General features: G+C 39.6%; 10 protein-coding genes and 1 other annotated feature. Of the genes, 3 read left to right on the plus strand and 7 right to left on the minus strand.

Features of this window, described 5'->3' with window-relative positions; genetic code table 11:
• Positions 1-37 precede the first annotated feature (37 nt).
• Together FC85_RS00035 and FC85_RS00040 are read right to left on the minus strand one after the other, a co-directional pair.
• Positions 38-781 carry an amino acid ABC transporter ATP-binding protein gene (locus tag FC85_RS00035; RefSeq protein WP_057863537.1) on the minus strand — a complete coding sequence of 248 codons (744 nt, stop codon included), beginning with the start codon at positions 779-781 and terminating at the stop codon, positions 38-40.
• Positions 778-2,925: an amino acid ABC transporter substrate-binding protein/permease gene (locus tag FC85_RS00040; RefSeq protein ID WP_225427638.1), complete on the minus strand. Its 2,148-nt coding sequence runs from the start codon at positions 2,923-2,925 to the stop codon at positions 778-780. Before FC85_RS00040 ends, FC85_RS00035 begins: the two co-directional genes overlap by 4 nt.
• A gap of 805 nt (positions 2,926-3,730) precedes the next feature.
• Between FC85_RS00040 and FC85_RS00050 the strand changes: the two genes are divergently transcribed.
• Positions 3,731-4,903 (plus strand): pyridoxal phosphate-dependent aminotransferase, encoded by a 1,173-nt coding sequence (locus FC85_RS00050; protein ID WP_057863539.1) that lies wholly within the window; start codon positions 3,731-3,733, stop codon positions 4,901-4,903.
• Between the two features lie 432 nt (positions 4,904-5,335).
• Here FC85_RS00050 and FC85_RS00055 read toward each other — a convergent pair whose 3' ends face one another.
• From FC85_RS00055 to FC85_RS00075, 5 genes are all read right to left on the minus strand, one after another.
• On the minus strand, positions 5,336-6,382 hold the full coding sequence (locus tag FC85_RS00055; protein WP_225427639.1) for a matrixin family metalloprotease: 1,047 nt from the start codon (positions 6,380-6,382) through the stop codon (positions 5,336-5,338).
• Between the two features lie 375 nt (positions 6,383-6,757).
• A complete protein-coding gene (locus tag FC85_RS00060; protein ID WP_057863541.1) occupies positions 6,758-7,078 on the minus strand; it encodes a hypothetical protein in 321 nt (106 codons plus the stop codon).
• A 64-nt stretch (positions 7,079-7,142) separates the two neighbouring features.
• Positions 7,143-8,435 carry a Y-family DNA polymerase gene (locus FC85_RS00065; RefSeq protein ID WP_057863542.1) on the minus strand — a complete coding sequence of 431 codons (1,293 nt, stop codon included), beginning with the start codon at positions 8,433-8,435 and terminating at the stop codon, positions 7,143-7,145.
• Between the two features lie 334 nt (positions 8,436-8,769).
• Positions 8,770-9,582, minus strand: a complete 813-nt coding sequence (locus FC85_RS00070; protein ID WP_057863543.1) for a 2-keto-4-pentenoate hydratase — start codon at positions 9,580-9,582, stop codon at positions 8,770-8,772.
• A 275-nt stretch (positions 9,583-9,857) separates the two neighbouring features.
• Positions 9,858-10,098 (minus strand) — a binding site (T-box leader).
• A 69-nt stretch (positions 10,099-10,167) separates the two neighbouring features.
• On the minus strand, positions 10,168-10,734 hold the full coding sequence (locus FC85_RS00075) for a sugar O-acetyltransferase (protein WP_057863544.1): 567 nt from the start codon (positions 10,732-10,734) through the stop codon (positions 10,168-10,170).
• Between the two features lie 172 nt (positions 10,735-10,906).
• On the opposite strand from FC85_RS00075, the gene FC85_RS00080 reads away from it, so the two are divergent.
• Positions 10,907-11,176 carry an ACT domain-containing protein gene (locus FC85_RS00080; RefSeq protein ID WP_057863545.1) on the plus strand — a complete coding sequence of 90 codons (270 nt, stop codon included), beginning with the start codon at positions 10,907-10,909 and terminating at the stop codon, positions 11,174-11,176.
• A 13-nt stretch (positions 11,177-11,189) separates the two neighbouring features.
• Positions 11,190-12,533 (plus strand): PFL family protein, encoded by a 1,344-nt coding sequence (locus tag FC85_RS00085; RefSeq protein WP_057863546.1) that lies wholly within the window; start codon positions 11,190-11,192, stop codon positions 12,531-12,533.
• Positions 12,534-13,134 lie beyond the last annotated feature (601 nt).

Genomic DNA, 13,134 nt, shown 5'->3' on the forward strand with positions numbered 1-13,134 from the left:
CAAAAAAGCCAATAACCACACGCCTTTGGCGTGATTATTAGCTTTCAAGTTTCAGTATCTTATTAAGAAAATCTTGAAGTCGTTCATTTTTAGGATGTTCAAATATCTGGTCTGGCGTTCCTTGTTCAAGAATCCTACCGTCATCCACAAAAACAACTCGATCCGCAACTTCTTTTGCAAATCCCATTTCGTGAGTGACCACGATCATTGTCATCCCTTTTTTGGCTAAATCTTTCATAACCCCTAAAACATCACCAACCATTTCTGGGTCTAATGCCGATGTTGGTTCGTCAAACAACATAATATCTGGATCCATTGCCAAGGCTCGGGCAATTGCTACCCGTTGTTGCTGACCACCTGATAGCGATTGAACTCTGGCATTAAACTTTTCTTCCAGGCCAACCGTTTCTAGCAACCCCTTAGCCTGTTTAGCAGCTTGTTGTTTATCTTCCTTCTTTAACTCAACTGGTGCCAACATAATATTTTCACCAACGGTTAAATTATTAAAAAGATTAAAATGTTGAAATACCATCCCAATATTTTGACGAATGGTATTAATATCAACACCCTTCGTTGCAATATCAACGTTATCAATAACAATTGATCCGGATGTTGGTTCTTCAAGCTTATTAAGTGTTCGCAGCAAAGTACTTTTACCTGAGCCTGAAGGGCCGATAATAACAACAACTTCATTGTTATTAACGGTTAAATTAATGTCTTTTAAAACTTCATTTGTTCCGAATGTTTTTACTAGATTTGAAACCTTTACCTTTTCGCTCATACTTTCGTTCTCCTTTGAACCCAATTGGATAACCAGGTCAATAACGTAATAATAATCAAATACATTAAGGCAACGATTGTCCAAACTTTAAAGCCCTCTAGGTTTCGGGCAATAATAATTTTACCAGTTTGGGTTAATTCAAGTAAGCCAATAATTGATAAAATCGAAGTATCCTTTAAAGTGATAATAAATTGATTAATAAATGATGGAATCATAATTCGAATGCCTTGTGGTAGGATAATTCGCCGCATTGATTTTCCAAATGGTAATCCTAGGCTACGGGCCGCTTCCATCTGGCCTGGATCAACTGCTTCAATCCCACCCTTAACAAATGCCGCAATATAAGCACCTTCATTAAAGGTTAGGGTAACAACACCCGCAAAGAAAGCTGGGATTTTTTCGCCAGTTAAGCTTGGAATTCCTGTATAAATGAATAAGGCTAACACCAGTAGTGGCATTCCTCGGAATAAATATATGAGGATACTTGAAATGCTATTACTAAATTTACTTGGAACAACTCCTAATAAGCCGACCACAATTCCAAATATGGTTGCAAAGAAAATTGAGACAACCGTTAGCCACATCGTTTCCTTTAATCCAGAAAGAAGGGCACCTTGATTTTGCTTAATTAAACCAATGAAGGTCCGATCCTCAGAAGAGCTTCCCTTAGTTTTGGCAGCAGTTGCAGATTCGTCGGATCCTAAATATTTTGCTTTAATATTATCATATGTTCCGCTTGCCTTTAAATCTGCTAAACCATTATTGAAAGCAGCCAGTAGCGCTTTATTATGGCCCTTTTTGACAGCGAATCCATAAGGACCACTTAATGCTGGCTTGGTGACAATCTTCAACTTTGTTCCTTGTTTAATTGCATATTGCATAACGGGATGATCCTCAAAACAGGCTGCCGAGTTACCCGTTGACACATCTTGGTACATATTGTTAGAGTCGTCAAACGTGACTGTCGTAAAACCATACTTTTTCTTAATACTACTTGCGTAATCTGCTCCGGCAGTTCCGGTTTTGACAGCAACCTTTTTACCCCTAAGCTGGGATAATTTAGTGATTTTACTTTTAGGATTTACTGCCATGACCACTCCGGAATTAAAGTAGGGTTTTGAGAAGTCAAATTGAGCCTTCCGAGCATTCGTGATCGACATGCCCGCGATCACACCATCAATTTGCCCCGATTCAACCGCCTGAACGGCCGCATTAAAGCCAAGTGCTTTGATTTTAACCTTAAAGCCCTGCTCATTGGCAATGGCTCTGATTAAGTCCATATCAATGCCGACATATTTATTTTGTTTGTTGGCAAATTCGAATGGTGGAAATGTAACGTCAGTTCCGATCGTAAATGTTTTGCCTTTGACTTTTTTATTAGTTTTATTGCCCAAATAGCGACCAACGATTTTATCATAGGTGCCATTTGCTTTTATTTTTTTGAGGCCTTTATTAAATTTAGCAATTAATGTTTTGTGAGTGCCTTTTTTTACACCAAAGCCGTACCAACCAGTATTAGCTGGTTTCGTTACGATCTTAAGTTTAAGCCCCTGTTTGATGCCATATTGCATAACAGGTTGATCTTCAAAACAGGCCACTGAATTACCAGTTGCAACATCTTGGTACATATTATCCGAGTCATCGAAGGTAACGGTCTTGAACCCATATTTCTTTTTGATACTGTTGGCGTAGTCGGCGGCTGCAGTACCAGTTTTTAGTGCCACCCGTTTTCCCTTGAGCTGTTTAAAGCTTGAAATGCTGCTATTTTTGGCAACTGCCATAACAACTCCAGTTTTATAATAGGGAGTTCCAAAGTCAAATTTAGCCACCCGGTCCGGGGTAATAGTCATTCCAGCAATGATACCATCCAATTGACCAGACTGAACAGATTGCACAGCGGCGTTAAAGCCAACTGGTTTGATATTGACTTTAAATCCTTCCTCTTTTGCAATTGCATTCATAATGTCAATATCAATGCCAACGTATTTGTTCTGCTTATTAGCAAATTCAAATGGTGGGTAGGTGACATCAGTTCCAATTTGATACGTTTTCGCATGGGCGGTCGAGCTGGACCACCCGAGGCAAAATAGAAAAGCCATTAATAAAACAACCCAGCTGAGGGCGTTTGAAACTTTTCGGTTCATTATTATTCCTCCTAATTCTATGTAACATAATATAACATATGGCAATGTGACTATGATACCAGAAAATAAGGGTGATGTATAGATGAAGTAAAGAGACAATCATTGAATTTATTGAGGTGACACTTTGGTGGTAGAACTGCAATGACGCCATTTAACGTCAACTTGTTTTATTGAATAAATTTGAAAAGAAACGAGTGGCGATTAGGAGACCAAGACAGGGGGATGATTTGAGTAATTTGATTCGCAAAATTCGGGTTCCTGACAGATTAACTATTAATTAAAAACCATTGACATTTATTAAATTATTATTCATAATATTCATATTAACTTAAAAGGTGAGTACCGTAACTGCATTAGTGACAGAGAATCATTGTTAGCTGAGAGATGATTGATTGCATTATGGAAAGATGGCCTTTTAACCTTTAAATAAAAGCTGGCAAGCAATGTCTGTTAGCCGGTTTCGGACTTGTCCGTTACAGCAATCAATGAGTGAGCATTTTTCTGCTTAATAAGGTGGTACCGCGGCTTCTGTCGTCCTTTATCAAAGAATTTGATAAAGGACTTTTTTTATACACTTGGAGCCAATGAGCGATCATGAAAGCTATGAGTTTAAAGTCAAGATGATGATTATTGGGAGTCCAACCACAACTTTCGATGAGTTGGGTGAGTTCAATTACGTTATTATCAACCAAGGTAGAATATTGATACCTTTTTGGCTATCAATGAGTCACTTATTTAGCAGTGCTGTGAATGAGTTGTCTTTAAAGGTAATGAATTTTAGCTTAAACATACGGGAGGAATTATTGTGAATTTTGAAGAATCAAAAGTATTGCAGAATTTACCAAAGCAATTTTTTGCCAGCCTGGTTAAAAAAGTAAATGCAAAAGTTGCAACTGGTGCGGATGTTATTAATCTAGGCCAAGGGAACCCTGATCAACCAACTCCTGATTATATTGTAAAATCCATGCAGGCAGAGACAGCCAAACCTGCTAACCATAAATATTCTCAATTCCGTGGTGATCCTGAATTAAAGAAAGCCGCTGCTAATTTTTATCAGCGCGAATATGGTGTTGAACTTGATCCTGAAAAAGAAATTGCTATTCTAGGTGGTTCTAAAATTGGGTTGGTTGAATTACCGTTTGCAATTTTAAATCCTGGTGACACCATGTTACTACCAGATCCTGGGTATCCAGATTACCTTTCTGGTGTTGCCTTGGCTCAAGTTAAGTTGAAATTAATGAGACTTAAAGAAGAAAATGGGTTTCTGCCAGACTATGATTCTTTAGATAAAGATATCGTTGATAGAGCTAAGCTGATGTATTTGAATTATCCAAATAACCCGACTGGTGCTGTTGCAACACCGGAATTCTTTAAGAAGACGGTAGCGTTTGCTAAACAAAATAAGGTCGGGGTTGTTCAAGACTTCGCGTATGGTGCGATTGGCTTTGATGGCAAGCGACCAATTAGCTTCCTGCAAACACCTGGTGCCAAAGATATCGGAATTGAGACTTACACTTTTTCCAAATCTTACAATATGGCGGGTTGGCGAATTGGCTTTGCAGCCGGTAATGCTGATATGATTGAAGCAATTAATTTAATTCAGGATCACTTATTTGTTAGTGTCTTCCCAGCAATTCAAAAAGCAGCGATCACTGCTTTAGATAGTGATCAATCAACCGTCAAAACGTTGGTTGCTTTATATGAAAAGCGTCGTAACCAATTCTTTAAAGCAGCTCGGGCCATTGGCTGGGAACCATACCCGTCGGGTGGATCGTTTTACGCTTGGATGCCGGTACCGAAGGGGTATACTAGTGAGTCGTTCGCTGATCTCTTACTGGATAAGGCAGCAGTTGCGGTTGCACCGGGTAATGGATTTGGTGAAGGTGGCGAAGGCTTTGTTAGGGTTGGCTTATTAATTGATGAGCCAAGATTTACGGAAGCCTGCCAACGAATTGCCAAGTTACATTTATTTGATTAGTTATCAACAGGGTAGTCCAGAATTTGAAATTTATACTTAGAACTAACTGTTTGGGTTAATAAAAAATCCCGAAAAATCAAGTGTGAAGACATGATTTTTCGGGATTTTAATTTAAATATTATTAAAATGCTTTAAAACGAATTTAAGATTAGATCCAGAGAGCAGGACAAAGGGCGCTTAGGGTGTAACCGGAAGTTAAGCGCCCTTTGTCCCGCGTTTTTACTTGATAACAATCGTGTTTACACCAACGGAGACTGGGTAAAATGGTTGTTGTCCCATCCTCGGTTTTTTTCGTTGCACTGGAGATGAAGATAGAGACCGGCCATGCTCTGAGAAGCTTCGAGTCCGTAATATAATAAAAAAGGTCGTCGCTATCTCCACAACAAAGTGGAGTTAACGATTAGCCTATAAACGTCTTTTGATCAACTCTGGTTACCAATAGCCTAAAACCCTTGTTAATCGAGCTCGATTTAAATCACGTTGCGTAATTGTGCCCATCTCAGTGCCATCTAAGCCAGTTGATGATCTTTCGATTGGACGCTTCCACAAATATTTTGTAATAAAATTACCATCGCTATTTGGTGCGTACATTAAATCAGCTTGATAACCTGTGTGATCAAGACCAAGTGTATGGCCAAGTTCATGAGCAATGACGCCAGTCCAATATTGCTGATAAGATGTTTGGGATCCCAGGTTCTCACTCATATAAGCAATGGGATAGTTAAGGTTATTAAAATGAGTATGATCAATATAAATCCCCTTACCATCGTATAAGCCATCCCAACCATCTTTAGTTCCGTTGCCCAATCGAATGGCTAGTGTGTGTGCTTTTGCCGTTCCAAGTTTAAAAACTTGTGATCCTAAAACGTTATTCCATTTAGTCATAGCTGCCTGAGCGAGGGAAGCTAATTTTCCTGAAGCGACATAGACCGTGGCCTGATGTGATTTGAACATTGAACTTGGTGAGAAGCGAAAGACATTATAGCCAAGATCAAAAATCGTTTCGTTAGCAATATAATCAATTGGTTTTAAACTGCGAATAGATTCTGTGGGATCCATATCCGGAGCTTTATTAATGAGGTTAACTAATGCTTTTTGTGAGATTGGTTGATTAGTGCTGGTTTCACTAGAAGCAATATTGTCTTTAATAGGAACAGGGGTTAAATATCTATGCCAAATATATCCTTGGACTTTTCGATTTTTACTCATTACATAATAATAGACAGCCTGTTTTCCATTGCTTTTTTTAATAATTGCTTCTTTTTGAGAATACAACGTTGTTTTTGGATAATTTTTAGCGTTGTGAATGCGTTTGGTTAACTTGGCGTTGCTATATATGTATCCCTTTTTAGCACGATAGGCTTTAAACGGTGCTTTATTAATTTTGATCACTTTGGCAGACTTGGTTTTCGCAAAAGCGGGTGTATTTACTGCAAGTTGAGTTGCAATTCCTAGCGAAAACGTTGTCGCAATTAGCATTAGCAAATTCTTCCTGACGGTTAACATATAAATTGCCCCTTTCAATTTAAACTGTGTTTAAGGAGTTCCATACTTATCGTGAATAAGCAATCTTGGGAATGTTGTTTTTAAGCAACTGGGTTCAATTAGCTTGATAATTAAACCGGCCGTTTAAGTTCTCCCTAGCAATTTTTCTAATTAAAATAAGATTTAACCCATTAAATTAACATAAGCTAATTATAAACCAAAAGCGCAATCAAAATTATAATTAATGCATTGAAAAGCCATTATTTATTTGAAAGAACGACAAAAATGGTTACCATGGTCTGGAAACAATCTTGGATAAGAACAACGCAGAGCGCTCAAATTGAGTAGCATCGTATTAGTTAGCTAACCTTAAAAGTTATGGCCATGAATTTTATCCACCTTTATTTCTGGCGTTGGCTCAACTAAATGAGAAGTATCGCGGTACTCAATACTAAGCTGGCTGACTGATTTTAGATCCGCTAATACTTGTTGATATTTCTGTTTATCATGAACTAGAGCCAATAACTCATAAGACCGAACCAGCTTGGTTTTGAATCGCCGATTATATAGGAAGAAATAGTAACGGTCGTTAAAGTGGTTATCAACGATGACTAACCAATATTGATAATGGGGAAGGCGTTTAAAATAATGACGGTATTGCGTAATTAATTTTTTGGATTCTGTTAGCATAATGATGACTCCCTTCAAAAATAAGATCATAGATTTAGTGTCAATATTGCGGCTTCGGTGACTATTATGCCTGATGGCCGCCGACTAGATTTGCACGTTGAATCGCAGTTCCGCCTCTAGTCTTGGAAGATGCTCGGATAAGTGCTTTATAACCATATCTTTTACGAATCTTGTCAATGATTTGCTCTAATTTTTCGTGATTAAGCGTTCGGATGGGATCTTCGAATAAATTAAATTGTGTATCATGTTTGGGAGAAAGTCGGCTGCATCTAACTCCGACTGAGCGAACAGCACTACCATCCCATTTTGACTTTAACAAGTAACAAACTGCATTGGCAATTGAGTGGGTTAAATCAGTTGCCTCGATCGATGTTTGGGCCGAAAAATGTGTCCGGCCCTGGTGATCGGTTGTTGCCATTCCGATAAAAATAGTGACGACTTGGGCAACCACGTTGTTTTTTCGCAAGCGAGTGGCAACTTGATCGGCAATTTCTTCCAAAACAGTATTGAGCTCTGAAAAATCTGTATAGTCACGCATTAGGATTTGAGAATTGCCGTATCCCTTATTATCGGATCGGGGAAGATACCGGTTACTAATATTTGAGTAATCGATTCCCCATGCATGGTAGTATAATTGTTCGCCTAGGATCCCAAAAGTTTGTTTGAGTTTATTTAGGTCAGCAAAGGCCAATTCTTTGATTGTGTAAATTCCAATGCGGTTAAGATGAGCTGCAGTTCGGTCACCAATTCCCCACATATCTGCCAAATTACGGATCTGCCAAACAGTGGTCGGAACATCATCATAAGTCCATTGAGCAATCCAGGGTTCCTGTTTCTTGGCGGCATTATCCAGTGCTAATTTTGCAAGCAGTGGATTTTGACCAATTCCGATTGTTGTAATAATGCCAGTTTTATTGAAAACTCTTTTTTGAATCTGATGAGCAATTTCAACATTTGAACCGAAAAGCTTATGACTATGACTAACGTCAATGAAGCTTTCGTCAATTGAGTAGGGGAACCAGTGCTGGTCATCTGTAAAATGTCGATAAATAAAATTAATTTTGTAATTAAGGGCAATATAATCAGCCATGTGAGGTTCGACCATTTCAAGTCCCATTTGATCGTTCATCTCAAAGCGACGGGTCCCGAGTTTGACACCGTAGTGCTGTTTAGAGAAAGGACTAGCGGCTAGGATTAAACCACCAGCAGATTCTTCCCGACTCATTACCGCAATTTTGGCAGAGAGGGGGTGTTCGCCACGCTTTATAGCTTCAGTTGATGCAAAGAAAGATTTACAATCAATACACATAATATCGTGGATGGGTAGTGCTTTTTTATCATCAAGGGGGGTTGTCACGATTATCACCTGCGAATCATAGTTAATGACTATGTCTAAATCATACGAACACTCGTTCGAAAAGTCAAGAACAAATGCGAACATATGGTCAGGGTAGGCAAAAAATAGTCGGTTAGTAAAATTTTCCGCTTTTACTAACCGACTATTTTTATTTCATTTCATTTTTATCAATTAATCTTCGATCTAAAACAATATTACCAGTAAATAATTAGGACAAGTTAATCTGTGCTTATTTTAAGTAGCCTCCCAGCTTTCTGTGGCTGTTAACATCTTTAGAAAAAAGTTGCAGTAGCATTAATTTCATAACAGGTGATTAATGAAATTTAATTGAACCTTATTTGGTAACCCTTAAGAATACAGCACCCAATCCCTTATCAAAGGTTGCTTTCCAATCACCTGAAGTTAAATTTTCCGGCAGTAGGAAAGTACCACTTGATACGCGTTGACCAGCAGTTAATGGCATTCCTTGTGATTCCAGCTTTTCAACCAGCCAGTGAAGTGAATTGAGTGGATTGCCAAGCACTTCTGATGAAGCACCATCTTTAAGTTTCTTGCCATCATGGAATAGCTCACATTTAACATGGGCTAAATCATCGACGTTATCAAATAACTGATCGGTATTAACTTCTTGACCATAAACAACGAAACCACCAACCGCGGCATCCGACATGACCATATATTTAGATAAACTTGGGAACCAGTCACTAAAACGTGAGTCGGGGACTTCAACGGCAGCTGCAACTTTGGTTTTGTGCATGAGGTCTTCTAATGAATCTTTACTGGATAAGTCTTCCTTTGCTGTGAAGAGCATTTCCACTTCAGCTAGTGGTTCCATTAATTCTCCCTGGTGCAGGGTAACTGGTGATTGAACAAAGTGACTTTTAACTTGTGCGCCATATAGGGGAGAATCAGAGTCAAACATGTCTTGGGTTTGCTTACTAGTTAAAGAAACTTTATAACCACCGACGTCTTCTCCTTTTAGTTCCGTTAATCGTCGTTGAACGCGATAGGCAGCATCTTCATCTGTAACGGTACCATCCCAGTCTGACATTTTTAACGCCTGATGCGTCTGATAAGCGTTAAATAATTTCTTTGCGAGTTCGTTTTCCTTAGTTGATAATGTCATTGTTGCTTGTTGTTCATCCATAAGCGTGGCCTCCAAAATTTTATTTAATCGGTTTGTCCCCGCTCAGGTATGTGGCGAGGATAAATGTACGACGTGAAGTATGATATGTGATTGAAGCTATGTGTTTAATAAATTCAATAGAACTATGTGTGAACTTGATCCTAAAACGGCTAATCTGAATCTGACCCGGTGTATCATTAGAGATACTAATCTCCGATTCCATCTATCCTCACCACCTTTTAATAATATCTCATTAAGCTCAAAAAAAGCGTCCTTAACTATCCCAACTGGATAATTAAAAGGACGCTTCTGCGCGGTACCACCTTAAATTTATTGCTCTATTACTAGGACAATCTCACACGTACGGCTTTCGCGATACGCTGACACAATAATGGGTGTACCCAATGTAGCCTACTAATCATACGTTTGGCTGCACAGCTCAGAGATGATCACCATTGAATATTGCGAATTGCTTCTCACCGACCAGCAACTCTCTGATCGCAATTACAAAATGGCGTTTCTCTTCATTGCTTTTTAATTTGAATTTAATGATTGTTCATAATTTACACCCTAAAAATGAGAATGTCAACATTGATTTCGAAAAAATTATTTTTTGGGTGGATTATTTCGGAGAATGCGGGCAGGATTACCAGCAATGACAACATTGTCACCAAATGATTTGGTGACCGTTGAATTTGCCCCAACAACCACATTATTTCCTAATGTAACACCGGGTAAGATAACTGAACCGCCACCAACCCAAACGTCGTCACCCAGGGTTACCGGTTTTCCTAAGCCGATGTATTGTTCCCGACCAGCCGGATCGAGGGGATGGTAGGCTGAATAGATTTGAACGTGAGGGGCCAGCATACAGTGATTGCCAATGGTAACCGGGGCAATATCTAAAATCACATTATCGTAGTTACACATAAAATCATCACCAACGTGAATGTTATAGCCAAAGTCGCAACGAAAATTTGGCTGAACCCAGGGGCGTTTTCCGGCGGAGCCAAACAGCTGCCGGATTGCGTGTTCCTTTTCATCGGTTGCAGTATCGTCGAGCTCATTGATAATTTTGCAGAGTCGACGAGCCTTCGTTTCATCTGCGGCTAGCTCGGGGTCCATAATATTATAGGGCTCACCGGCTAAAAACTTTTCTTTTTCTGTTGCCATGTCATTGCCATCCTTTTACTGAAATTTTATTGCTAATTATATCATTTTTAACCGGATGAATTCTACTTTTAAAAATTCATTCGGATAAATCAAAAACCGTGATTGCCGTTAAATTAAATATCGGGTATGATTGTTGACATAACGAGTGGTTGAGTTGAAAGGATGGAGAAAAATGAAAGCAGTTATTACGGTAATTGGACACGATCAAGTTGGTATTGTTGCGAAGGTTTCCCAGAAATTAGCTACACTAAAGGTGAATATTACTGATATTTCGCAGACATTAATGGATGGTGACTTTACCATGATGTTAATGGGTGAATGGAATGAAAAAACAATTAATTTTGAAACGGTTAAAAAGGGTCTAACAGATTTGGGTACTGAGACAGGCTTAGATATTCATATTCAGCGCCAAGAATTATTCGATGCCATTCAAAAACTTTAAGGGGGCCAGAGAGTTGGAAAAGAATCAGATCTTAGATACGATTCAGATGATCTCTGAAGAGAAATTGGATATCCGAACAATTACGATGGGAATTTCGCTGTTTGATTGTATTGATAGTGACGGTGATAAAGCCCGCCAGAAAATTTATGATAAGTTGACGACAAGTGCGAAGGATTTGGTGAAGGTAGCAGAGCGGATTGAATCTGAGTACGGGGTGCCCATTGTTAACAAACGAATTTCAGTAACGCCCATTTCGATGATTGCAGCGGCCTGTCATGATGATAATTATGTCGCTTATGCTCAAACAATGGAAAAAGCTGCTGAGGCTTTGGGCGTTGATTTAATTGGCGGCTTTTCTGCACTGGTTCAAAAGGGATACCAAACCGGTGATCATAAATTGATTGATTCGATTCCTGAGGCGTTGAGTGAAACGAGTCGCGTCTGTGGTTCAGTTAACGTTGGTTCAACCCGGGCGGGCATTAATATGGATGCTGTTCAGCAAATGGGCCACATTGTGAAGAAACTGGCTGCAATTGATCCGGTTAGTTGCATGAGTTTGGTTATTTTTGCCAATGCAGTTGAAGACAATCCATTTATGGCTGGTGCCTTTCATGGTGTTGGCGAAGCCGATAAAGTTATCAACGTTGGGATTAGTGGCCCCGGCGTTGTTAAACGGGCGTTGGAAAAGGTCCGTGGTGAGTCAATTGATACCGTTTCTGAGACAATTAAGAAAACAGCGTTTAAAGTAACTCGAATGGGTCAATTTGTTGGCAATGTTGCGGCTAAGGCACTAAATGTTCCCTTTGGAATTGTGGATCTTTCTCTGGCACCGACGCCGAATGAAGGCGATTCGGTTGCTGAAATTTTAGAAGAAATTGGATTAGAAAGTGTCGGGGCCCCTGGGACAACAGCCGCTCTAGCATTGTTGAATGATGCGGTTAAAAAGGGTGGCGTTATGGCCTGCGAACATGTTGGTGGTTTATCTGGCGCGTTTATCCCGGTTTCAGAGGATAGTGGCATGATTCGGGCGGTTGAGCATGGCAACCTAAATCTCGAAAAATTAGAGGCGATGACAGCTGTCTGCTCAGTAGGACTGGATATGATTGCTATCCCAGGCGATACGCCTGCTGAAACAATTAGCGGCATGATTGCCGATGAGGCAGCAATCGGGGTCATTAATAATAAGACAACGGCGGTTCGGGTTATTCCGGCGACTGGTAAAAAGGTGGGCGAACAGATTGACTTTGGTGGGATCTTCGGCTATGCACCGGTAATGCCGGTTAATCCTAATAGTCCGGCTCAATTTGTAAACCGTGGTGGAAGAATCCCGGCACCCATTCATTCGTTTAAAAATTAAGAGCGGTCTAAAAAGCGCTCAACTCCCAGAATATAACTAAAAGCCTCCCGAATTCCTGATTTTGGAATTTGGGAGGTTTTTAGTTATATGGCCGGGAGTTGCTTTTTAGACCGCGTTTCGGCTAGGTAGCAGGTGAGTTCCGGAATTCCTGATTTTGGAATTTGGGAGGTTCTTAGTTATATGGCCGGGAGTTGCTTTTTAGACCGCGTTTCGGCTAGGTAGTAGGTGAGTTCCCAAATTCCTGATTTTGGAATTTGGGAGGTTCTTAATTATATGGCCGGGAGTTGCTTTTTAGACCGCGTTTCGGCTAGGTAGCAGGTGAGTTCCGGAATTCCTGATTTTGGAATTTGGGAGGCTTTTAGTTATATGGCTGAGTTTCTTTTTAAGTTAATAAGGATTAAGTAATCAAAATAGGTACGATGATAAAATAGGATTGTAACAAGTTTGTCACATTTAACTGCAATTTTTTCCAAACGATGTTAACATAGATAGTTGTATCTTAAGTATTATTAAATGAGATAAGCCTGAAGTTTTGCTTAAGTCTCTGTAAAAGGCACCCGTAAAATGTAGGAAAACGGCAGGTTAGAACTGTTGGTTTTCC

The sequence above is a fragment of the Lentilactobacillus diolivorans DSM 14421 genome, assembly GCF_001434255.1.
Taxonomy (GTDB): domain Bacteria; phylum Bacillota; class Bacilli; order Lactobacillales; family Lactobacillaceae; genus Lentilactobacillus; species Lentilactobacillus diolivorans.